Source organism: Streptomyces sp. NPDC050610 (assembly GCF_040654875.1).
Taxonomy (GTDB): Bacteria; Actinomycetota; Actinomycetes; order Streptomycetales; family Streptomycetaceae; genus Streptomyces.
Genome location: NZ_JBFAIV010000031.1, coordinates 85936 through 108744, shown reverse-complemented (window position 1 = coordinate 108744; position 22809 = coordinate 85936). Strand labels below are relative to the sequence as shown.

Below are 22809 nucleotides of genomic sequence, written 5' to 3'. Positions count from 1 at the left end.
GTGCTGTGGCTGGAGCGGGGCGAGCTGTTGATGGACGGTCCGACGGACGAGGTCATCAAGGCGTACGAGAAGGAAACCAACCGCTGACACCACCGCTGACCCCTTGGGCGCGCGTGCGACAGGGCCCCCGCCGGCTGCCGGCGGGGGCCTTCGCGTCCCTGACGGCGCGTCGCCCCCGCTCATGCGCCGGTGAATTGGCCAACTGTCCTGGTTGGAGGGAAGATTCGCGCCGCTCACGGTGTTCGACCGATCAAGATGTACCCCCGCGTACGCCGGGAACTTGTACGGCGTACGCTGTACCGGTGCTGATTCGTGGCAGGCCGGGCGGGAAGTGTCGACGCCCGCCGCCGAGGAGCTGTCCGGGGGGCGGGCAGGCCTGCGGCGTGTCCGAAATAGGATGTTCTGGGTCGGCAGTGTAGAACGGGAGATGTGACGGCAATGGCTATGGGAACTCTCCGGATAAAAGGCGCAGCAGCCGCCCCTGGTCCGGGCAGTCCTCGGTGAGCGCCGGGACGGACGCGCATGAGCGGGCCGTGCTCGGCAAGGCGGCTTCCGAGAACTTCCCCGTGGCGCCCTTCTTCGTGCCCCGCGCCTGGCGTGCCGACCTCATGGCGGTCTACGGCTACGCCCGCCTCGTCGACGACATCGGCGACGGCGACCTCGCCCCCGGCGGCAGGGACGCCGAACTCCTCGGCCTCGGCCGCGATCGCGCCGACGACCGGCTCGCCATGCTCGACGCCCTGGAGACCGACCTCGCCCGCGTCTTCGACCGCCACGGCCCCGCTCCGCGCCATCCCCTGCTGCGCGCCCTCGGGCCCACCGTGCACCGGTGCGGCCTGTCCCCCGACCCCTTCCGCGGCCTGATCGAGGCCAACCGCCAGGACCAGCACGTGCGCCGCTACGGTACGTACGGCGAACTCCTCGCCTACTGCGAGCTGTCCGCCAACCCCGTCGGCCGCCTCGTGCTCGGCATCACCGGCACCGCAAGCCCCGAGCGGATCCGCCGCTCGGACGCGGTCTGCACCGCCTTGCAGATCGTCGAACACCTGCAGGACGTCGCCGAGGACCTCGCGCGCGACCGCATCTATCTCCCGGCCGAGGACATGGCGCGATACGGCGTCACCGAGTCCGATCTCGCCGCCCCGAGCGGCGGCGCGTCAGTGCGCGCACTGGTCGCGTACGAGGCGCAACGCGCCGGGGAGCTGCTGAATGAAGGCACCCCCCTGGTGGGTAGCGTCCACGGCAGGCTGAAGCTGTTGCTCGCGGGATTCGTGGCCGGGGGGAGGGCAGCGCTGAAGGCGGTGGCCGCCGCCGGACACGATGTTCTCCCTGGACCTCCCAAGCCCACCAAGCTCAGCCTGCTGCGCGAGGTGGGGGCGACACTGCGAAGAGAGGGGTGAGCGGGACCGTGAACGGATCGCCGCACGCGTCCGCGCCGGTACTCGCCGCGTACAGCTATTGCGAGGCCGTCACCGGGCAGCAGGCCCGTAACTTCGCCTACGGCATCAGACTGCTGCCGGCCGAGAAGCGGCACGCGATGTCCGCGCTGTACGCGTTCTCCCGGCGCGTGGACGACATCGGCGACGGGACGCTGGAGCCCGCCGCCAAACACGCCCGGCTGGAGGAGACCCGCGCGCTGCTCGGCCGCGTCAAGGACGGCGCGGTCGCCGAGGACGACACCGACCCGGTGGCCGTCGCGCTCGCGGACGCCGCCCGCCGCTTCGACCTCCCGCTCGGCGGGCTCGACGAGCTCATCGACGGGGTGCTGATGGATGTGCGCGGGGAGACCTACGAGACCTGGGACGACCTGAAGATCTACTGCCGCTGCGTGGCCGGCGCCATCGGCCGGCTGTCGCTGGGCGTGTTCGGCACGGTGCCCGGCGCGCGCGGAACCGAGCGCGCTGCCGAGTACGCCGATACGCTCGGGCTTGCTCTGCAACTGACCAATATTCTTAGGGATGTGCACGAAGACGCGGGCAATGGACGCACATATCTGCCCGCCGACGACCTCGCCAAGTTCGGGTGCGCCGCCGGGTTCAACTCCTCGACGCCCCCGGCCGGATCGGACTTCACCGGCCTCGTGCACTTCGAGGTCCGGCGGGCCCGCGCCCTCTTCGCCGAGGGGTTCCAACTGCTGCCCATGCTCGACCGGCGCAGCGGCGCCTGTGTCGCCGCCATGGCCGGGATCTACCGCAGACTGCTCGACCGCATCGCGCGCGACCCCGCGGCCGTTCTGCGCGGCCGCGTCTCGCTGCCCGGACACGAGAAGGCGTACGTCGCCGTCCGCGGCCTCTCCGGACTTGACGCCCGCACCGTCTCCCGGCGCACCGCCAGGGGGCGCGCCTGATGTCCCGTAAGACCCACGCGGACACGTGGCTCAAGCGGTACGCAACCCTCCGCCGGGCCGCCGCGTCCCTGACTTCACCAGCCGAGGGGGTGGGCGCATGACGCCACGCACAACGGCCCGGCCCGACCGGCACAGTGCGCGTACGGCGGGCCGCCCCGACGGGGCGGCCCAGCCGGTGACAGAGAAGACGGAGAAGCCGGACGGAGCCGGACAGCTGGACACCGAGCGCGGCACGCCCCGGAGCGCGACGCGCCCCGGGGACGCCCGAGCGCACGACCCGGCGCGCGGCGAAGGCGCCGCGGTGGTCGTCGGCGGCGGCCTCGCCGGAGTGACGGCCGCCCTCGCGCTGGCCGACGACGGGCTGCGGGTCACGCTGGTCGAGGGCCGGCCCCGGCTCGGCGGCCTCGCCTTCTCCTTCACCCGCGGTGAGCTGACGATCGACAACGGCCAGCACGTCTATCTCCGCTGCTGCACCGCCTACCAATGGTTCCTCGAACGCGTCGACGCACTCGCCCTCGCGCCCCTGCAGGACCGTTTGGACGTGCCCGTCCTCGACGTCGGCCATCCCCGCGGCCCCCGGCTCGGACGGCTGCGCCGCACCGCGCTGCCCGTACCGCTGCACCTCGCGGCGAGCCTCGCCACGTACCCGCACCTCTCGCTCGCCGAGCGCGCCAACGTGGGCCGCGCCGCCCTCGCGCTCGGCGGCCTCGACCCCGCCGACCCCGCCCTGGACGGCGAGGACTTCGCCACCTGGCTGCACCGGCACGGCCAGACCGACCGCGCCATCGAAGCGCTCTGGGACCTCGTCGGCGTCGCCACCCTCAACGCCACCGCGGGCCACGCCTCGCTGGGCCTGGCCGCCATGGTCTTCAAGACCGGGCTGCTCTCCGCCCCCGGCGCCGCCGACATCGGCTGGGCCCGGGCGCCGCTCGGCGAACTCCACGACACCCGCGCCCGCGCCGCCCTCGACAAGGCCGGCGTACGCACCGAACTGCGCACCCGCGCCACCGCCCTCGCCCGTACCGCCGACGGCGGCTGGCAGGTCGACGTGGAGTCCGACGCCGGCGCCGAGCGGCTCGCGGCGGACACCGTCGTCCTCGCCGTACCGCAGCGCGAGACGCACGGCCTGCTCCCCGACGGCGCCCTCGACGACCCCGACCGGCTGCTGGACATCGGCACCGCGCCGATCCTCAACCTGCACGTCGTCTACGACCGCAAGGTGCTGCGCCGGCCGTTCTTCAGCGCGCTCGGCAGCCCCGTGCAGTGGGTCTTCGACCGCACCGACGCCTCCGGCCTCGCCGCCACGCCCGACGGGCGGGGCTGCCAGTACCTGGCGGTGTCCCAGTCCGCCGCGCAGGACGACATCGACCGACCGGTCGCCGAACTGCGCGCCAAGTACCTGCCGGAGCTGGAGCGGCTGCTGCCCGCCGCGCGCGGCGCCGGGGTCCGGGACTTCTTCGTCACCCGGGAGCGGACCGCGACGTTCGCCCCCACCCCCGGCGTCGGACGGCTGCGGCCGCCCGCCCCCACGAACGCGCCCGGCCTGTATCTGGCCGGTGCATGGACCGCCACCGGCTGGCCCGCGACCATGGAGGGTGCTGTGCGCAGCGGCCTGAGCGCCGCCGCCGCGGCTCTCTCCCGCCTGGGCCGCCCGCTCCAGTTCCCGTTGCAGGAGGCGGCATGAGCACCAACACCGTTAACAGAGGAGAGACCGTGACATCGGCGATCCCAGCTGTCGACACCGCAGGAGTCCTGGCGCTGCTGGAGCGCGGACGGACGCTTGCCACGCCGGTGCTGCGTGCCGCTGTGGACCGGCTCGCGCCGCCCATGGACACCGTGGCCGCCTACCACTTCGGCTGGATCGACGCCGAGGGGCACGCGGCGCACGGCGACGGCGGCAAGGCCGTGCGCCCCGCCCTCGCCCTGCTCTCCGCGGAGGCGGCCGGCCGGCCCCCCGAAGCCGGCATCCCCGGCGCCGTGGCCGTGGAACTCGTGCACAACTTCTCGCTGCTGCACGACGACCTGATGGACGGCGACGAACAGCGCCGCCACCGCGACACGGTCTGGAAGGTGCACGGCCCGGCCCAGGCCATCCTCGTGGGCGACGCGCTCTTCGCGCTCGCCAACGAGATCCTGCTGGAGCTCGGCACGGTCGAGGCCGGCCGCGCCACCCGCCGGCTCACCGCCGCCACCCGCAAGCTCATCGACGGCCAGGCCCAGGACATCTCCTACGAGCACCGCGAGCGGGTCACCGTCGAGGAGTGCCTGGAGATGGAGGGCAACAAGACGGGCGCGCTGCTCGCCTGCGCCGCCTCCATCGGCGCGGTACTCGGTGGCGCCGACGACCGCATGGCCGACACCCTGGAGGCCTACGGCTACCACCTCGGGCTCGCCTTCCAGGCCGTCGACGACCTGCTCGGCATCTGGGGCGACCCGGAGGCCACCGGCAAACAGACCTGGAGCGACCTGCGGCAACGCAAGAAGTCCCTCCCGGTGGTCGCCGCCCTCGCGGCAGGCGGCCCCGCCTCGGAGCGGCTCGGCGAGATGCTCACCGCCGATGCCAAGAAATCCGAAACCGAGATCGCCGACTTCGACGAGGACGAGTTCGCCGAGCGCGCGGCGTTGATCGAGGAGGCGGGCGGCCGGGAGTGGACCTCCCAGGAAGCCCGTCGCCAATACGCCACCGCCATCGCGGCTCTCGACGGAGTCGACATGGAAGCAGAGGTCCGGGCGCGGTTCGTCGCGCTCGCCGACTTCGTGGTCGTACGAAAGAGATGATTCCCATTCACCCGATCTAGAGATCGCAGTCGCCGGTCGGCGCCCAGCCGGGGCGCCGACCGACGGAAGCCCCAGGACGGCAGATGAAGACGTACTGCAGAAGGGGAAGCCATGACAGCGACGACCGACGGAAGCACCGGGGCAGCGGATCCCCGGGCGGCCGCGGCCAGCGAGAGAATCGCTTTGAACCGCGAGACACCGCAGGTGTTCGCGGCCGCCGAGCGGGCCACGGCCCGCGCCGTTGAACACCTTTTGGCACAGCAGGACCCGCAGGGCTGGTGGAAGGGCGACCTGGAGACGAACGTCACCATGGACGCCGAGGATCTCCTCCTCCGTCAGTTCCTGGGTATCCAAGAAGACAAGACGACGAAAGCGGCCGGGGCGTTCATCCGGTCGCAGCAAAGACCGGACGGCACCTGGGCCACCTTCTTCGGCGGGCCCGGCGAGCTCTCGACCACCATCGAGGCCTACGTCGCCCTGCGGCTCGCCGGCCACGCGCCGGACGAGACGCACATGGCCGCCGCGGCCGCCTGGATCCGCGGCAAGGGCGGCATCGCCGCCGCCCGCGTGTTCACCCGCATCTGGCTGGCCCTGTTCGGCTGGTGGAAGTGGGAGGACCTGCCGGAACTGCCACCCGAGATCGTGTATCTGCCGAAGCGGTTCCCGCTCAACATCTACGACTTCGGCTGCTGGGCCCGGCAGACCATCGTGCCGCTCACCGTCGTCTCGGCGCTGCGGCCCGTACGGCCCGCGCCGTTCCCGCTCGACGAGCTGCACACCGACCCGCTCCGGCCCAGCCCGCCGCGGCCGATGGCGCCGGCGGCCAGCTGGGACGGCGCGTTCCAGCGGCTCGACAAGGCGCTGCACGCCTACCGGAAGTTCACCGTCCGCCCGCTGCGCCGCGCCGCCCTGAAGTCCGCGGCGCGCTGGATCATCGAGCGGCAGGAGAACGACGGCTGCTGGGGCGGCATCCAGCCGCCCGCCGTCTACTCCGTCATCGCGCTGCACCTCCTCGGCTACGACCTCGACCACCCGGTGCTGCGCGCCGGACTCGCATCGCTCGACCGGTTCGCGGTGTGGCGCGAGGACGGCAGCCGGATGATCGAGGCGTGCCAGTCCCCGGTCTGGGACACCTGCCTCGCCACCATCGCGCTCGCCGACGCGGGCCTGCCCGCCGACCACCCGGCGCTGGTCAAGGCCGTCGGCTGGATGGTGGACGAGCAGATCGACCGGCCCGGCGACTGGTCGGTCAAGCGCCCGGAGCTGGCCCCGGGCGGCTGGGCGTTCGAGTTCCACAACGACAACTACCCGGACATCGACGACACCGCCGAGGTCGTGCTCGCCCTCAAGCGGGTGCGCCACCCCGACGCCGAGCGCGTCGACGACGCCGTCCGCCGGGCCGTCCGCTGGAACCTCGGCATGCAGTCGAAGAACGGCGCGTGGGCCGCCTTCGACGTCGACAACACCAGCCCGTTCCCCAACCGGCTGCCGTTCTGCGACTTCGGCGAGGTCGTCGACCCGCCCTCCTCGGACGTCACCGCCCACGTGGTGGAGATGCTCGCCGCCGTCGGCCTCCAGCACGACCCGCGCACCCGGCGCGGCATCGACTGGCTCCTCGCCGAGCAGGAGGAGAACGGCGCCTGGTTCGGCCGCTGGGGCGTGAACTACGTCTACGGCACCGGCTCCGTGCTCCCCGCGCTCACCGCCGTCGGCATCCCCACCTCGCACCGGGCCGTCCGGCGCGCCGTGACCTGGCTCGAAGGGGCGCAGAACGACGACGGCGGCTGGGGCGAGGACCTGCGCTCCTACGCCGACCCCGAGTGGGTCGGGCGCGGCGTCTCCTCCGCCTCGCAGACCGCCTGGGCGCTGATGGCGCTCCTCGCGGCCGGCGAACGGGACGGCGGGGCCGTCGAGCGCGGCGTCGCCTGGCTGGCCGAGACCCAGCTCGCGGACGGGTCCTGGGACGAGCCGTACTTCACGGGCACCGGCTTCCCCTGGGACTTCTCCATCAACTACCACCTGTACCGGCAGGTCTTCCCCGTCACGGCCCTCGGCCGCTACGTGCACGGGGACCTCTTCACCGCCGGCCGTCAGGAGAGCTGATGGCACCAGGCACGGGCGCCCCCGGCCCCGCACCGCTGCTGATCGCCTGCGCGCTCGGCATCGAACGCCTCGCGCTGCGCGGCGACCGCGGCGACGCGGCCGGGCCCGTGACCGTACTGCGCACCGGAATGGGGCCCCTGGCGGCGGAACGTGCCGTCGCACAGGCGCTCGGCGACGAGGCGGCGGCCGGCCGGACCGCCGTCATCGCCACCGGCTTCTGCGCCGGCCTGGTCCCCGGGATGCACCCGGGCGACCTCGTCGTCGCGGCGGAGACCCAGGACCCCACCGGGCGTACCGAGTGCGTGGGCACCGAGCGGCTCGCCGAAGAGCTCGCCCGTGCCGTGCCGGGGCGCACCATCCACACGGGCCCCCTGGTGGGCTCGGACCACGTCGTACGGGGCGCCGAACGGGCCGCCCTGCACACGGCGGGCGCCATCGCGGTGGACATGGAATCCGCCGCGACGCTCCGCGCCGCCACCCGTGCCGGACCCCGTCCGGTTGCGGCCGTACGTGTGATCGTGGACGCTCCGGAACATGAACTCGTCCGAATCGGGACCTTGCGCGGTGGAATATCAGCATTCCGGGTACTGCGCACCGTCCTTCCGGCTTTCTATGAATGGCACCGTTCTTTGTTGCTCCCCAGGAGGTGAGCTAGATGGCCATGCCGCTCCGCCAGTCCATCCGGGTCGGAACGTATCTCTTTGAACAGAAGCTGCGGAAGCGGGACAAGTTCCCGCTGATCGTCGAGCTCGAACCGCTCTTCGCCTGCAATCTCTCCTGTGAGGGCTGTGGCAAGATCCAGCACCCGGCCGGGGTGCTGAAGCAGCGCATGCCGGTCGCGCAGGCCGTCGGCGCCGTGCTGGAATCGGGCGCGCCGATGGTCTCCATCGCAGGCGGCGAGCCGCTGATGCACCCGCAGATCGACGAGATCGTGCGGCAGCTGGTGGCGAAGAAGAAATACGTCTTCCTCTGCACCAACGCGGTGCTGCTGCGCAAAAAGATCGAGAAGTTCACACCCTCCCCGTATTTCGCCTTCGCGGTCCACATCGACGGGATGCGCGAGCGCCACGACGAGTCCGTGGCCAAGGAAGGCGTATTCGACGAAGCGGTCGAGGCGATCAAGGAAGCCAAGCGGCGCGGCTTCCGGGTCACCACCAACTCGACCTTCTTCAATACCGACACGCCCCAGACGATCATCGAGGTGCTCAACTACCTCAATGACGAGCTGGAGGTGGACGAGATGATGCTCTCGCCCGCCTACGCCTACGAGAAGGCCCCCGACCAGGAGCACTTCCTGGGCGTCGAGCAGACCCGCGAGCTGTTCAAGAAGGCCTTCGCCGGCGGTAACCGGCGGCGCTGGAGGCTCAACCACAGCCCGCTCTTCCTCGACTTCCTGGAAGGCAAGGCGGACTTTCCCTGCACCGCCTGGGCGATCCCCAACTACTCGCTCTTCGGCTGGCAGCGGCCCTGCTATCTGATGAGCGACGGGTATGTGCCGACCTACCGGGAGCTGATCGAGAAGACCGACTGGAGCAAGTACGGCCGGGGCAAGGACCCGCGCTGCGCCAACTGCATGGCGCACTGCGGCTACGAGCCGACGGCCGTCCTCGCGACCATGGGCTCCCTCAAGGAGTCCCTGCGCGCCGCCCGCGAGACCGTCGCCGGGAACCGGGGCTGACGCCATGACCGCTGTGGGGCCTGTCTCGCTGGGGCTCCCCGACGTACCGGTCCGACCGCTCGCGATGCGCCGCGTTTCGCGGCGCATCCAGGTCGGGCCGGTCCCCGTCGGCGGGGGCGCCCCGATTTCGGTGCAGTCGATGACGACGACGGTGACGGCGGATGTCGGTGCGACGTTGCAGCAGATCGCCGAGTTGACGGCGTCGGGCTGTCAGATCGTGCGGGTGGCGTGTCCGTCGCAGGATGACGCGGACGCGCTGCCGGTGATCGCGCGGAAGTCGAATATTCCGGTGATCGCGGATATTCATTTCCAGCCGAAGTATGTGTTCGCGGCGATCGACGCGGGCTGTGCGGCGGTGCGGGTGAATCCGGGGAACATCCGGCAGTTCGACGACAAGGTGAAGGAGATCGCGAAGGCGGCGTCGGACGCGGGGACGCCGATCCGGATCGGGGTGAACGCGGGGTCGCTGGACAAGCGGCTGCTGCAGAAGTACGGGCGGGCGACGCCGGAGGCGCTGGTGGAGTCGGCGTTGTGGGAGTGCTCGCTGTTCGAGGAGCACGGGTTCCGGGATATCAAGATCTCGGTGAAGCACAACGACCCGGTCGTGATGGTCAACGCCTACCGGCAGCTGGCGGCGCAGTGCGACTACCCGCTGCACCTGGGCGTCACCGAGGCCGGTCCCGCGTTCCAGGGGACGATCAAGTCGGCGGTGGCGTTCGGCGCCCTGCTGAGCGAGGGGATCGGGGACACGATCCGGGTGTCGCTGTCGGCTCCGCCGGTGGAGGAGATCAAGGTCGGCAACCAGATCCTGGAGTCGCTGGGGCTGCGCCAGCGCGGCCTGGAGATCGTGTCGTGTCCGTCGTGCGGCCGGGCGCAGGTGGATGTGTACAAGCTCGCCGAGGAGGTCACGGCGGGGCTGGAGGGCATGGAGGTGCCGCTGCGCGTCGCGGTGATGGGCTGTGTCGTCAACGGCCCGGGCGAGGCGCGTGAGGCGGATCTCGGAGTGGCCTCGGGCAACGGCAAGGGGCAGATCTTCGTGAAGGGCGAGGTCATCAAGACCGTCCCCGAATCGAAGATCGTCGAGACCCTCATCGAAGAAGCCATGAAAATCGCCGAGCACATGGAGGCAGCGGGGGCCCGCACCGGGACGCCCCACGTCACCGTGGGCTGAACACATACGAGGAGGGGGATGTCGGTGTCGCTGTTGGAGAACATCAAAGGCCCGCACGACCTGAAGGCGCTGCCCGCGGAGAACCTCGGCCGACTGGCCGAGGAGATACGTCAGTTCCTCGTGCACGCGGTGGCCGCGACCGGCGGCCACCTCGGTCCCAACCTCGGCGTGGTGGAACTCTCCATCGCCCTCCACCGCGTCTTCGAATCGCCCGTCGACCGCATCCTGTGGGACACCGGGCACCAGAGCTACGTCCACAAACTGCTCACCGGACGGCAGGACTTCTCCAAGCTGCGTACCAAGGGCGGCATGTCCGGCTACCCCTCGCGCGCCGAGTCCGAGCACGACGTCATCGAGAACAGCCACGCCTCCACCGTCCTCGGCTGGGCCGACGGCCTCGCCAAGGCCAACCAGGTGCTCGGGCACACGGACCGCCACGTGGCGGCCGTCATCGGCGACGGGGCGCTCACCGGCGGCATGGCCTGGGAAGCTCTCAACAACATCGCCGCGGCGAGAGACCGCCCCCTGATCATCGTCGTCAACGACAACGAGCGCTCGTACGCGCCGACCATCGGCGGCCTGGCCAACCACCTCGCCACGCTCCGCACGACCGACGGCTACGAACGCGTCCTGACCTGGGGGAAACAAGTCCTCCAGCGCACGCCCGTCGTCGGGCAGCCGCTGTACGAGTCCCTGCACGGCGCGAAGAAGGGGTTCAAGGACGCCTTCGCACCGCAGGGCATGTTCGAGGACCTCGGCCTGAAGTACCTCGGCCCCATCGACGGCCACGACATCGCCGCGGTCGAATCCGCGCTGCGCCGCGCCAAGCGCTTCCACGGCCCCGTGCTCGTGCACTGCCTCACCGAGAAGGGGCGCGGCTACCAGCCCGCCCTGGAGGACGAGGCCGACCGCTTTCATACGGTCAGCGCGATGGACCCCCTCACCTGCGAGCCGCTCGCGCCGTCGAGCGGGCAGTCCTGGACCTCGGTGTTCGGGGACGAGATGGCGCGGATCGGGGCCGAACGGCCCGACGTCGTGGCGATCACGGCCGCGATGCTGCACCCCGTGGGGCTGACGAAGTTCGCCACGGCCTTCCCCGACCGGGTCTGGGACGTCGGCATCGCCGAGCAGCACGCCGCCGTCTCCGCGGCCGGACTCGCCACCGGCGGGCTGCACCCGGTCTTCGCGGTGTACGCGACCTTCCTCAACCGCGCCTTCGACCAGGTCCTGATGGACGTGGCGCTGCACAAGTGCGGCGTCACCTTCGTCCTCGACCGGGCCGGGGTCACCGGGACCGACGGCGCGTCGCACAACGGCATGTGGGACATGTCGATCCTCCAGGTCGTACCCGGCCTGCGGATCGCCGCGCCGCGCGACGCCGACCAACTCCGCGCGCAACTGCGCGAGGCGCTGGACGTCGACGACGCGCCGACCGTCATCCGCTACCCCAAGGAGACGGTGGGCGAGCCGATACCGGCGATCGACCGGGTCGGGGGGATGGATGTACTGGCCCGGCCGGAGTCGGCCGGCGGGGAAGCGGAAGGACGTACGGGACGCGGCGCGGACGGGCGTACGGACGTACTGCTCGTCACCGTCGGCACCATGGCCCAAGTCGGCCTGGAAATAGCCGAGTTGCTGCACGCGCGCGGCACCGGCTGCACCGTCGTAGACCCGCGCTGGGTCAAACCCGTCGACGCAGCGCTGCCTGCGCTCGCCGCCGGCCACCGGGTCGTGGCGGTCGTGGAGGACAACAGTCGTACCGGCGGCGTCGGTTCGGCCGTCGCGCAGGCGCTCGGCGACGCGGGCGTGGACCTGCCGGTGCGCACCTTCGGCATCCCGCCGCAGTTCCTGGCGCACGCCAAGCGCGGCGAGGTGCTGGCCGACATCGGGCTCACCCCCGCCGAGATGGCCGGGCGCATCAGCGCGGCCCTGGCCCGTACCACAGCCCCCGCAGCGGCGGGGGCTTCCGAGATCAGCGAGGAGAACCACCTATGACAGCCGACGGACCGCAGGGCTTCGACCTCGGGAAGCTCCTCGCGGAGCGCGGCGGTGAGCGGTATGAACTGCACGCGAAGTACGTGAACCACCAACTGCCGCGCATGCTGCACACCATCGGCTTCGACAAGGTGTACGAACGGGCCGAGGGCGCGCACTTCTGGGACGCGGACGGCAACGACTACCTGGACATGCTCGCCGGATTCGGCGTGATGGGCGTCGGCCGGCACCACCCCGTCGTGCGCAAGGCGCTGCACGACGTGCTCGACGCCCAGCTCGCGGACCTCACCCGCTTCGACTGCCAGCCGCTGCCCGGCCTGTTCGCGGAGAAGCTGCTGTCGTACGCGCCCCACCTCGACCGCGTCTTCTTCGGCAATAGCGGCACGGAGGCCGTGGAGACCGCGCTGAAGTTCGCGCGGTACGCGACCGGGAAGACCAGGATCCTCTACTGCGCGCACGCCTTCCACGGGCTGACGACCGGTTCGCTCTCGGTCAACGGCGAGGACGGGTTCCGCGACGGCTTCGCGCCGCTGCTCCCCGATACCGCCATCGAGATGGGCGATCTGGCCGCGCTGGAACGGGAGTTGGCCCGTGGCGACGTGGCCGGATTCGTCGTCGAGCCGATCCAGGGCAAGGGCGTTCACGAGACGCCCCCCGGATTCCTGCGCGCCGCACAGGAGTTGCTGCACCGGCACAAGGCGCTGCTGATCGCCGACGAGGTGCAGACCGGCATCGGGCGGACCGGCGACTTCTTCGCCTACCAGCACGAGGAGGGCGTGGAGCCCGACCTGGTGTGCGTCGCCAAGGCGCTGTCGGGCGGCTACGTGCCGGTCGGCGCGACCCTCGGCAAGGACTGGATCTTCAAGAAGGTCTACTCCTCCATGGACCGGGTGCTGGTCCACTCGGCGAGCTTCGGCTCCAACGCCCAGGCCATGGCGGCGGGGCTCGCGGTGCTCAACGTCATGGAGGACGAGCAGATCGTCGCGCGGGCCCGGCACACCGGAGACCTGCTGCGCGGCAGGCTCGCCGCGCTGGTGGACAAGTACGAGCTGCTGCACGAGGTGCGCGGCCGGGGGCTGATGATCGGCATCGAGTTCGGCAGGCCCAAGTCGCTGGGCCTGCGCAGCCGTTGGGCGATGCTCCAGACGGCGCGCAAGGGCCTGTTCGCGCAGATGGTCGTCGTGCCGCTGCTCCAGAAGCACCGCATCCTCACCCAGGTCTCCGGCGACCACCTGGAGGTCATCAAGCTGATCCCGCCGCTGGTCATCGACGAAGCGGATGTGGACCGCTTCGTCGACGCCTTCACCGCCGTCATGGACGACGCGCACGGCAACGGCGACAGCAGCCTGATGTGGGACTTCGGCCGCACGCTGATCAAAAGCGCACTCCGGCCTGGTTCGTCGTCGGGAGCGGCTTCGTCCGTGTGAACACTCTCGGCCCCGTCCGTGTGAACAACTGTCGGCCTCGGGCGACTTGGCCGACCATGCCGAGCCCTGAGCGCTGACAACGCTCCGACGGGACGGGATGTATCAACGCATAGCGTCGTCAGGCCCTGGAGAACCTTCGGTTCCCAGGGCCTGACCGCTGAACTGCCGCTGTCCGGCCGGCTTCCCCGGCCGACGCGTCATCGTGGTCGACGGCGGCATCTCCGGCGCCCAGGCCGTCACCGGCCTCGCCCTGGGCGGTCGCGTCGCGATGGCCTGGCCCCGCTGTCCGTAGCGGGGGCCGCCCAGGTGGCGGATCCTGCGCTACCCCAGCGCTTCACAAGGGCACAAGCGTTCAACGCGTTCACGCATCCGCGCGGCATCCGGGCTTCACCGGGGCATGGGGCGCCGGTTTGCTGGGGTGCAGCCACCAGTTGGCAGGTGGGTCGCGTACGGAGAGGCAGGGACATGGTTTCTCATGGGCCGGAGAGCCGGCCGCCGGCGAGTCCGCGGGAGCGCGTACTGCGGGAGCAGACGGCCATTGACGCGCTCGACAAAGAGATCATTTCGCTGGTCGAGCAGCGTCAGCGGCACTGCCGGGCGGTTCGGCGTCAGAGGGAGACCGAACCGCGTTCGCGCACGGATCTGGCGCGGGAGAACGCGGTCGTCGCGGCCTACCACGCCCATCTTGGCGAGACCGGCACGACGATGGCACTGGCCCTGCTCCAGGCGTGCCGCCATTGCACCTGACCGCTACGGCTGCCCGAAGGGGGCGTACGTCATCACCGCGAAGACATCCGAGGAACGGCATGAGGATCCGCTGTTCTCCTCCGCGCGGCGGGAAGAGGACGGGCACTCGGCCGGGCCGGCAGCTCCCGCGTCGTGGTCGAGCACCGCGGCCGGGCATACATCGAACGGGCTGCCCCGGAGCTCGATCGAGTACCAGTTGTACTCGCTGTGGCGGCTCCACCAGACACCCTTGGCCACACCGCGCCAGCGCCGGCTCGTCGAAGCCCTTGTCTACCTCCGCAGAACCGGACGCTACTGCTACGACCTCAGCGACCACCGACGCATGATCAAGACCGAGACCTCCGCGCTCCTGCCGGATCTGGCGACCCGCGCTGCCCAGACGGCCCTGCCTACGGGCTCCCTCGTACACATCCTGGGCGAATCCCACACCGGAGTCATCATCCACATGACACTCGGCTGGGACCCGCACGACGCCTATCCGGCCCCGTGGTACGTCGTGGCCATCCCCGCACGAGGCCTGTGCCGTGCCCATGGGGCCGATGAGGTCGAGGAACTCGCAGCTCCTCAGACCCAGCACGGAGTCACCGGCTCCGTCACCCTGACGTCCGGGCCCAGAGCACCAGAAGCTCTTCGCCCACCACTTCGCATGAAGGCGCAGCCGTGCTCGCCGTGATCCGCCGGCCGCATCAACGTGCCCTGGTACGGCCCTTTGCCTCCCGAGTCTTCGAGTCCGCTCATGCCTCGGACGACGAAGGCGCCCGCGCCTCTGCGCCGCCCCCTCTCCGAGAGCTGGTTCACCCATGTCTGTATCTGATTCATTCGAGCCGCCCGCAGAGCCTGGAGCACGGCTGCGGCACCCGGCAGAACCTTGGCGCGTCAAAAGCGTCGAGCCTCTCCGCCTCACCAGCCCGCAAGAGCGTCGTGACGCCTTGGAACAGGCGGGCTACAACGTGGGCCTGCTCCCCGCCGACCTGGTGTACATCGACTTGTACACCGATTCCGGGACCAGCGCGATGTCCGACCGGCAGTGGGCCGCGGTCATGCTCGGGGACGAGTCCTACGCCGGGTCGCGCAGCTTCTACCGCTTGGAGGCGGCGGTGCGCCGGTACTACGGGTACGAGCATGTGATCCCGGCCCATCAGGGGCGGGCGGCGGAGAACATCCTCTCGCGCATCCTGATACGGCCCGGACACCAGGTGCCGGGGAACATGTACTTCACCACCACCCGTACGCACCAGGAGCTCAACGGGGCGGTGTTCCACGACATCGTCGTCGACGAGGCTCACGACCCGGCCGCGGACCTGCCGTTCAAGGGCAACGTCGACCTGGGCAAGCTGGAGCGGCTCATCGACAAGGTGGGGGCCGAGCAGATTCCCTATGTGTCCCTGGCCGCGACGGTGAACATGGCCGGAGGCCAGCCCATCAGCCTGGCCAACATGGCCGACGTCCGTGAACTGACGCGGCGGCACCGCATCCCGGTGATCCTCGACGCCGCCCGGGCAGTGGAGAACGCCTGGTTCATCAAGCAGCGCGAACCGGGCCGGGGCGAGGAGACGGTGGCGGAGATCCTGCGCGAGATGTGCGCGCTGACCGACGGCGCCACGATGTCGGCGAAGAAGGACAGCTTCGCCAACATCGGCGGCTGGCTCGCCGTCCGTGACCCCCAACTCGCGGAAAAGGCGCGCAACTTGGTCGTCGTCTACGAAGGTCTGCACACCTACGGCGGAATGGCAGGGCGCGACCTGGAGGCGGTGGCGCAGGGCATCGAGGAATCGGTTCGGGAAGACGGCATCCGGACTCGCATCGAGCAAGTGGCCTACCTGGGGGACCGGATCGCCGCCGCCGGTGTGCCCATGGTCCGGCCGGTGGGCGGGCACGCCGTGTTCCTGGACGCCCGAGCGTTCCTGCCCGCCGTGCCGCCCGAGGAGTTTCCCGCCCAGACGCTGACGTGCGCGCTCTACCTGGACGCGGGGATCCGCTCCACCGAGCGGGGCGCCGTCTCGGCGGGACGTGACCCGGACACCGGCGAGAACCGCTGCCCGCGCCTGGAACTGGTCCGGCTCACCATTCCGCGCCGCGTCTACACCCAGAGCCACATGGACGTTGTCGCCGACAGCGTCGCCCGCCTCCACGCCCGGCGCGGAGAGTTCGCCTCCGGCGTGTCCTTCACCCACGAACCCGCCACGCTGCGCTTCTTCCAGTCCCGGTTCCGCCCCGTGGCAAGCGCGCCCCTGTTCGGCCCGGCCGCGCGCTGACCCGCGCCCCGCCCTCCAGTCCTTCTACTGAGTCGCACGCGCCCCCATCCGTAGCGCCGGCCATGACCGTCGGCGCCCACGACAGGAGATGCTGATGCCGAAGACGTCCCCCACTGACACCCCACTGGTCCCCACCCCCCTCATGGAACTCGCCACCGGCTTCTGGAGTTTCAAGACCTACGCGGGCGCCCTGGACCTCGGTCTCTTCGACCTGCTGGCCGGAGGCCGCGAACTGACGCTGGAGGAAGTCTCCGTCGGGCTCGGCATCGCCCTGCGCCCGGCCGACCTCCTCCTGGCCGGCTGCGCTTCGCTGGGCCTGCTGGACAAGAACGGCTCTCGCTACCGCAACGCCCCCCTCTCGGAAGAGTTCCTGGTCGAGGGACGCCCCTGCTACTTCGGCGGCTTCGTGCGCTACCTGGACCGCCGCGAATATCCCGCCTGGCAGTCGATCGTCGAGGCCATGCGCACGAACCGCCCCTCCACCTGGACCCCGGGTACACAGAAGTCGCTGTTCGACACCGTGGACCCGGAAACCCTGCGGCTCTTCTGGGACTGCATGTACTCCATCTCCACCTTCACCGCGCGGGCCCTCGCCCAGGTGCACGACTTCACCCGGCATCACCGGCTGCTGGACGTGGGCGGCGGCGCCGGCGCGTTCCCCATCGAACTGTGCCGCCGCTACGGCCAGTTGTCGGCGACGGTCTTCGACCTCCCGCCCGTCTGCGATCTGGCGCGCGAGAAAATCGCCGAAGCGCGGCTGGAAGGCACCGTCGACACGGTCGCCGGAGACTTCCAGCGCGACGCCGAACTGCCCGGCGGCTACGACGCCATCCTGCTGAGCATGATCCTGCACGACTGGGACGAGGAGACCTGCCGGGCGCTGCTGCGCAAGTGCCGGGCGGCCCTGGCGCCCGGCGGCGCGGTGCTGATCTGCGAACTGCTGCTCAACGACGAACGCACCGGCCCGCCCGCCGCCGCCCTGATGGGCATGAACATGCTCGTGGAGACCGAGGGCGGCAAGAACTACTCGGCCGCCGAGTACTCCACATGGCTGTGGGAGGAAGGCTTCGCCCGGGTGAAAGTGCTGCCGTTCGAAGCGGCCGGTGCCAACGGCGTCGTCGTCGGCCACCTCGACTGACGCCCGCCCGCCGCGCCGGCCCCACACCGGGGCCGCGGCCCCCGCCCCGCCCTTCCTCGCAGCCCGACCTTTTTCGCAGCCCGAAAGGCATGCCATGCCCACGCGTACGACCCCGCCTGGCTATGACCGGGCCCGGCACGGAGTGCACCTGCTCAAGTCCGCCGACACCATCGCCGACCCGACCCGCTACATCGACGCCATCACCGAACTCGGGCCCCTGTTCTTCGACGAGGTCGGCTCCGTGTGGGTGTGCTCCGGCTACGCCGAAGCCGTCGAGATCCTGCGCGACCACGAACGCTTCTCCTCCGTACGCGAACACGCCCCGCACGCCCTGCGAGCACGGGGCCTGCACGCCTCCGCCCACCTGAGCGCGATGGTCCACGAACAGATGCTCTTCCTGGACCCGCCCCGGCACCACGCCATCCGCTCCGCCCTCGCCGGCCAGTTCTCGGGCCCCCGCGTCAAGAGCCGGGAGGACGACCTGCGGGACATCGTCACCAGCGTTCTGCACACCCTCCCCGGACACGGCACCGTCGACCTCGTCGAGGACTTCGCCGCGAAACTCCCCTCCGCCTTGGTCGCGTACCTGTTCGGCATGCCCGGCCAGGAAGCGGAACTCACCCGATGGGCCGAGGCGTACGAACGGTTCCTCGGCAGCCTGGCCGCCCTGCCCGCCGCCCCCGACGCCGAAGTCGACCAGACCCTCGCCCAGGCCCTGGACACCCTGGAGCAGGAAGCCCGTCGCCGGCTCGAACACCCGGGCGACGACGTGATCAGCGCGCTCACCGCTCCGCTGTCCGGCCGGACCCCCACCGAGGAAGAAGTCCGCGCGGTCGCCGCGAACGGCATCGTCCTGGTCGGCGGCGGCTACCAGACCCTCACCCACCTCGTCACCTCCGCGCTGCTGGCCCTGCATCACGACCCCGAACGCCGGCGCCGAGTACGCCAGGACCCGGCCCTGCTCGCCGCTGTCGTCACCGAGACCATGCGCGTCAACGGCTCCAGCCAGTTCGTCGCACGCAGGGCCACCGCCGACACCACCGTCCACGGAATCCCCATCGCGGCCGGTGACAGCGTCCTGGTCCACCTGGCCGCCGCCAACCTCGACCCGCGCACCTTCGACGACCCCGGAGTTCTCGACCTGGACCGGCACGGCCCCCGGCATCTGGGGTTCGGCGCCGGACGCCACACCTGCCCCGGCGCCGGCTACGCGGAACGCCTGGCCTGCTACGCACTCGAAGGCTTCCTGGCCGCGTACCCGTCCTACACACCCGCGGACGGCCCCTCAGCCCTGGTCTGGGGCCTGCACGGAAACACCCGCTGCCTCCAGCACGCCAGGGTCCGCCTCAGCGCACACACCCCCGACAACACCGACACCGAGAGGCCGGACGCGCCCGCGGTCACGTCCCGACCTCTCGACGCCGACCCCACCACCACGCAGCCGCCGACCCCCGCCGCATGCTGGCACGAAGCCTTCGAACAGCAGGCCCGGACCACCCCCGACGCCCCAGCCGTACAAGGACCCCACGAGACCCTCACCTACCGCGAACTCGACGAGCGGGCCAACGCCCTGGCCCACCAGTTGCGCCGGCAAGGGGCCAGGCCCGGCACCGTGGCCGCGGTGGTCATGGAACGTTCCGCCGAGTTCGTACTGGCCGTTCTCGCCGTCGCCAAGACCGGCGCCGCCTTCCTCCTCGCCGATGTGTCCTGCCCCCGCGAGCGTCTGCGGACCATGCTCGTCGAAGCCGAGGCGCGCCTGGTCATCAGCGACCGCTCCGTGCCTCCCGCCACCTTCCCCGCCCAGGTGACCGGCACCGGCGACGGCGCCCGGGACCCCGAAGCCCCGCTGACCGGCGCCACCGCCGGAGACACCGCCTACGTCGTCTTCACCAGCGGCACCACCGCCACCCCCAAAGCCATCGCCATCAGCCACGAGGCCACCGTCAACCTCCACCTCGCCCAGCAGGAGATCTTCCACCAGGGCCCGGGGGACCGGGTCCTGCAGTTCCTCTCCCCGAACTTCGACGGCTGCGTCGCCGACCTCACCCTCGCCCTGCTGTCCGGCGCCACCCTGGTCGTCGCCCCCTCCGAGGACCTCATCGTCGGACCGCCCCTGATGCGACTCCTCGCCGCCCAGAAGGTCACCATCGTGATCCTCACCCCCTCGGTCTGGATGGCGCTTCCCGACGAACCCCTGCCCGACCTGCGGATCGCCGCCTCCGCGGGCGAACGTCTCCCCGCGGCCTGGACACGACGCTGGTCCCGCCCCGGACGCCGCCTGCTCAACCTCTACGGCCCCGCCGAAACCGCGGTCCTCGCCACCTGGCACGAATGCTCACCCACCGAAGAACGCCCGCCCATCGGACAGCCCGTCGCCAACAAGCACGCCTACCTCCTCGACGACGCACTGCGCCAAGTCCCCACCGGGCAGGAAGGCGAACTGTGGATCGGCGGCGTCGGCGTCGGCCGCTACCTCAACCAGCCCGACCTGATGGAAAAGCACTTCGCCCGCGACCCCCACACCACCACCGCAGAGCCCCCGAGCCTCCTCTACCGCACCGGAGACATCTGCCGCACCCGCCCCGACGGCACGCTCGACTACATCAGCCGACGCGACCGCCAGGTCAAATTCAACGGCCAACGCGTCGAACTCGACGAGATCGAACGTGTCCTGGAAACGGCCCCCGGCGTCGCCGCCTGCCATGTCCACCCCCAAGACGACCGCCTCGAAGCCCTGATCGTCCCCGCCGGACCTCACCTCGACGAAGACCCGATCAACACCTACCTCAACGCCCGCCTGCACAGCGCCATGGTGCCCACCACATTCACCCAGGTCAGCGAACTCCCACGGTCCATCAACGGCAAGTCCACCCACGACGCCGCACCCCCCACCCCGCCGCCGGCCACCGCCCCGTCCCCGCCCGAACCCGACCCGGGAGCCGATGAACGACAGCGCTCCTACCTCACCTGGATGATCGCCCAGGAGTTCGCCCGGACCCTGGACCTGCCCCTGCGTGACATCCACACCGCCTCCGACTTCTTCAGCATCGGCGGCGACTCCCTCAAACTCGCCGGATTCCTCGTCCGCCTGGAAGCCCTCACCGGCACCCCCGTAGACACCGCGGTGCTCATCACCGCCCCCACCCCCGAGAAGATCGCGGACCTCCTTCGCACCGCGGGAGTCCCCTCATGATCCGCCCGGCCCTGCACTCGAAAAGGGGCACCGGCCCCCACAGCCTCCTCTTCGTCCACGGCACCATGGACCACAGCGCCACCTTCCAGCCGGTCGCCGCCCACTTGTCGCCCGGATGGACGATCTCCGGGTACGACCGGCGAGGCTGGGGCGCCTCCCGGCCGCTGGCCGACGACCAGACCGCGCTGGCCGACCACGTCGCCGATCTCATCGCGGTGGCGACCCGACTGCGGCAGCCCGTCCTGGCAGGACACAGCTACGGCGCCCTGATCGCCCTGGCCGCCGCGGCCCAACGCCCCGACCTGTTCCGCGCGGTAGTCGCCTACGAGCCACCCATACCCTGGCTGCCCTGGTGGCCCGGCACCGCGCCCTGGGAACAACTGGTCCACGACACCATCCCGCAAGGCCCCGCCGCCACGGCCCGCGCCCTCCAGCAGGCCGTCCTCGGCCGCCCCGCCCTCGGCACGAGCGACGCACAGCTCCACCCCGACGGCGTCGCCCTCATCCGCGAGATGACCGACCCCACCCTGGACAAGCCCTGCTTCGACCCGGGCACCCTGCACACCCCGGTCCTCACCGCCTCCGGAAGCCGGTCGCTGCCCCACCACCAGCACACCGCACTCCACCTCGCCCGCCTCCTGCCCGCAGGGCGCCACGAGACCCTCGAAGGCGCCGACCACGTCGCCCACGCGACCCACCCACGGCAGTTCGCGGAACTCCTGGCCCAGAGCACGACCGCCACCCCCACCCCCACCCGCTGACCCGCGTCCGTCCGCCCGGCACGTCCACCCGCCCGGCACGTCCACCCGCCCGGTACACGAAGCCGGCCGGTACGCGAAACCGGTCGGTACACGAGACCGGCCGGACGGCTACCGCTCACCCGCAGGAGGATCTCTCCGTGCTGCCCAGCAACCTGGAAACGGCCGTCTTCGGCGCCATCGCCACACCCGTGCTGCACCTCGCCGACCGCCACCACGTCTTCGCCCACCTCACAGCCACCGGGCCCGCCCGCGCCGAGGACATCGCCCAAGCCCTCCGCCTTGACGCCGACACCCTGGAACGCATGCTGCTGCTCCTCACCGCGCACCAGATCCTCCACCGCACGCCCACCGGGCACTACGCAGTGCCTCCGGACATACAGCCCTTCCTCGACCCCGGCGATCCTCACTACATCGGCGGCTTCCTCACCCATCTCGTCCAGGAGACAGCCACCCGAACCCCCGCCCTCAACGCCTACCTCCAGCACGGAAAGACCGCCGTCGACGGCCCCGACGCCCGGCCCTTCGCTTCCCTCTACCGGGACGAGCAGTCCACCCGCCGCTTCCTCAGCGCCATGTGGGACCTCAGCTATGCCCCCTCCCAAGAACTCGCCGCACTCGGGGACCTCACCACAAGCACCCACCTCATCGACGTCGGCGGAGCCACCGGCCCCTTCGCCGTCGCCGCCCTGCGCCACGCACCCGCCCTTGAGGCCACCGTCTTCGACCTCCCCCAGGTCGAGCCCTACCTCGAAGAGACCCGGACGGCACACAACCTCGCCGGCCGCCTCCACTTCACTCCGGGCGACTTCTTCACCGACGAACTGCCCGAGGGCGACTGCATCGCCTTCGGCTACATCCTGTCCGACTGGCCCGACCCCACCTGCACCCAGCTCCTGCGCAAAGCTCATCGCGCCTGCCGCCCCCACGGACACGTCCTCGTCATGGACCGCCTCTTCGACGACACTCGGCAAGGCCCCCTCGCCACCTCCGCGATGAACCTCACCATGCATCTGGAAACGCAAGGCCGGCACCGTACGGCCCACGAATTCACCGCACTCCTCAACGACGCCGGCTTCACCCGCTGCGAGGTCCGCAAGTCCAGCGGGGACAAACACCTCGTCGTCGGCTACCACGACTGACCGAGCCGCCGGGAGCAGCAACGATCGTCGGCCGCCGCGTTGAGTCCCTGGCCGTGCCGACGGCCTGTGTCAGCCAT

Annotated in this window: 17 protein-coding genes and 1 pseudogene; all 18 read left to right on the top strand. The window is 70.9% G+C overall.

The window, feature by feature from the left end; all coding sequences use genetic code 11:
* A pseudogene (locus tag AB0I22_RS30720) lies at positions 1-87 on the top strand (ABC transporter ATP-binding protein); the annotation flags it as partial.
* Positions 88-533: 446 nt separating this feature from the next.
* Complete coding sequence (hpnC, locus tag AB0I22_RS30715; RefSeq protein ID WP_363134228.1) at positions 534-1400, top strand: squalene synthase HpnC; 867 nt, start codon at positions 534-536, stop codon at positions 1398-1400.
* Complete coding sequence (hpnD, locus tag AB0I22_RS30710; RefSeq protein WP_363134223.1) at positions 1397-2347, top strand: presqualene diphosphate synthase HpnD; 951 nt, start codon at positions 1397-1399, stop codon at positions 2345-2347. The genes hpnC and hpnD overlap by 4 nt, the downstream gene beginning before the upstream one ends.
* Positions 2348-2444: 97 nt before the next feature.
* A complete protein-coding gene (gene hpnE / locus AB0I22_RS30705; protein WP_363134222.1) occupies positions 2445-4031 on the top strand; it encodes a hydroxysqualene dehydroxylase HpnE in 1587 nt (528 codons plus the stop codon).
* Positions 4028-5125 (top strand): polyprenyl synthetase family protein, encoded by a 1098-nt coding sequence (locus AB0I22_RS30700; RefSeq protein WP_363134221.1) that lies wholly within the window; start codon positions 4028-4030, stop codon positions 5123-5125. The genes hpnE and AB0I22_RS30700 overlap by 4 nt, the downstream gene beginning before the upstream one ends.
* Before the next feature lie 111 nt (positions 5126-5236).
* The gene (shc, locus tag AB0I22_RS30695) at positions 5237-7228 is read left to right on the top strand and encodes a squalene--hopene cyclase (protein WP_363134220.1); all 1992 of its coding nucleotides are present in this window, start codon (positions 5237-5239) and stop codon (positions 7226-7228) included.
* Positions 7228-7878, top strand: coding sequence for a 1-hydroxy-2-methyl-2-butenyl 4-diphosphate reductase (locus AB0I22_RS30690; protein ID WP_363134219.1), 651 nt, complete (start codon positions 7228-7230; stop codon positions 7876-7878). The genes shc and AB0I22_RS30690 overlap by 1 nt, the downstream gene beginning before the upstream one ends.
* A 5-nt stretch (positions 7879-7883) precedes the next feature.
* Positions 7884-8906 (top strand): adenosyl-hopene transferase HpnH, encoded by a 1023-nt coding sequence (gene hpnH / locus AB0I22_RS30685; RefSeq protein ID WP_363134218.1) that lies wholly within the window; start codon positions 7884-7886, stop codon positions 8904-8906.
* A 4-nt stretch (positions 8907-8910) separates the two neighbouring features.
* Positions 8911-10077 carry a flavodoxin-dependent (E)-4-hydroxy-3-methylbut-2-enyl-diphosphate synthase gene (ispG, locus tag AB0I22_RS30680; RefSeq protein ID WP_363134217.1) on the top strand — a complete coding sequence of 389 codons (1167 nt, stop codon included), beginning with the start codon at positions 8911-8913 and terminating at the stop codon, positions 10075-10077.
* Between the two features lie 24 nt (positions 10078-10101).
* Positions 10102-12072 (top strand): 1-deoxy-D-xylulose-5-phosphate synthase, encoded by a 1971-nt coding sequence (gene dxs, locus AB0I22_RS30675; protein ID WP_363134227.1) that lies wholly within the window; start codon positions 10102-10104, stop codon positions 12070-12072.
* Complete coding sequence (locus AB0I22_RS30670) at positions 12069-13499, top strand: aspartate aminotransferase family protein (protein WP_363134216.1); 1431 nt, start codon at positions 12069-12071, stop codon at positions 13497-13499. Before dxs ends, AB0I22_RS30670 begins: the two co-directional genes overlap by 4 nt.
* A gap of 465 nt (positions 13500-13964) precedes the next feature.
* On the top strand, positions 13965-14246 hold the full coding sequence (locus AB0I22_RS30665; RefSeq protein WP_363134215.1) for a chorismate mutase: 282 nt from the start codon (positions 13965-13967) through the stop codon (positions 14244-14246).
* 229 nt (positions 14247-14475) lie between these two features.
* On the top strand, positions 14476-14919 hold the full coding sequence (locus tag AB0I22_RS30660; protein ID WP_363134214.1) for a hypothetical protein: 444 nt from the start codon (positions 14476-14478) through the stop codon (positions 14917-14919).
* A gap of 127 nt (positions 14920-15046) precedes the next feature.
* Positions 15047-16501 carry a tryptophanase gene (locus AB0I22_RS30655; RefSeq protein ID WP_363134213.1) on the top strand — a complete coding sequence of 485 codons (1455 nt, stop codon included), beginning with the start codon at positions 15047-15049 and terminating at the stop codon, positions 16499-16501.
* 94 nt (positions 16502-16595) lie between these two features.
* On the top strand, positions 16596-17639 hold the full coding sequence (locus AB0I22_RS30650) for a methyltransferase (protein ID WP_363134212.1): 1044 nt from the start codon (positions 16596-16598) through the stop codon (positions 17637-17639).
* Positions 17640-17733: 94 nt separating this feature from the next.
* Positions 17734-20832, top strand: coding sequence for an amino acid adenylation domain-containing protein (locus tag AB0I22_RS30645; RefSeq protein ID WP_363134211.1), 3099 nt, complete (start codon positions 17734-17736; stop codon positions 20830-20832).
* Positions 20829-21593, top strand: coding sequence for an alpha/beta hydrolase (locus AB0I22_RS30640; protein WP_363134210.1), 765 nt, complete (start codon positions 20829-20831; stop codon positions 21591-21593). Before AB0I22_RS30645 ends, AB0I22_RS30640 begins: the two co-directional genes overlap by 4 nt.
* A 137-nt stretch (positions 21594-21730) precedes the next feature.
* The gene (locus AB0I22_RS30635; protein ID WP_363134209.1) at positions 21731-22732 is read left to right on the top strand and encodes a methyltransferase; all 1002 of its coding nucleotides are present in this window, start codon (positions 21731-21733) and stop codon (positions 22730-22732) included.
* Positions 22733-22809: the final 77 nt, after the last annotated feature.

Bases quoted from the DNA above. Each gene is read 5' to 3' on its own strand.
- AB0I22_RS30665 (WP_363134215.1), top strand. From the start codon at position 13,965: ATGGTTTCTCATGGGCCGGAGAGCCGGCCGCCGGCGAGTCCGCGGGAG.
- hpnH (WP_363134218.1), top strand. From the start codon at position 7,884: ATGGCCATGCCGCTCCGCCAGTCCATCCGGGTCGGAACGTATCTCTTT.
- AB0I22_RS30690 (WP_363134219.1), top strand. From the start codon at position 7,228: ATGGCACCAGGCACGGGCGCCCCCGGCCCCGCACCGCTGCTGATCGCC.
- ispG (WP_363134217.1), top strand. From the start codon at position 8,911: ATGACCGCTGTGGGGCCTGTCTCGCTGGGGCTCCCCGACGTACCGGTC.
- AB0I22_RS30645 (WP_363134211.1), top strand. From the start codon at position 17,734: ATGCCCACGCGTACGACCCCGCCTGGCTATGACCGGGCCCGGCACGGA.
- shc (WP_363134220.1), top strand. From the start codon at position 5,237: ATGACAGCGACGACCGACGGAAGCACCGGGGCAGCGGATCCCCGGGCG.
- AB0I22_RS30670 (WP_363134216.1), top strand. From the start codon at position 12,069: ATGACAGCCGACGGACCGCAGGGCTTCGACCTCGGGAAGCTCCTCGCG.
- AB0I22_RS30650 (WP_363134212.1), top strand. From the start codon at position 16,596: ATGCCGAAGACGTCCCCCACTGACACCCCACTGGTCCCCACCCCCCTC.
- hpnE (WP_363134222.1), top strand. From the start codon at position 2,445: ATGACGCCACGCACAACGGCCCGGCCCGACCGGCACAGTGCGCGTACG.
- AB0I22_RS30655 (WP_363134213.1), top strand. From the start codon at position 15,047: ATGTCTGTATCTGATTCATTCGAGCCGCCCGCAGAGCCTGGAGCACGG.
- AB0I22_RS30700 (WP_363134221.1), top strand. From the start codon at position 4,028: ATGAGCACCAACACCGTTAACAGAGGAGAGACCGTGACATCGGCGATC.
- AB0I22_RS30640 (WP_363134210.1), top strand. From the start codon at position 20,829: ATGATCCGCCCGGCCCTGCACTCGAAAAGGGGCACCGGCCCCCACAGC.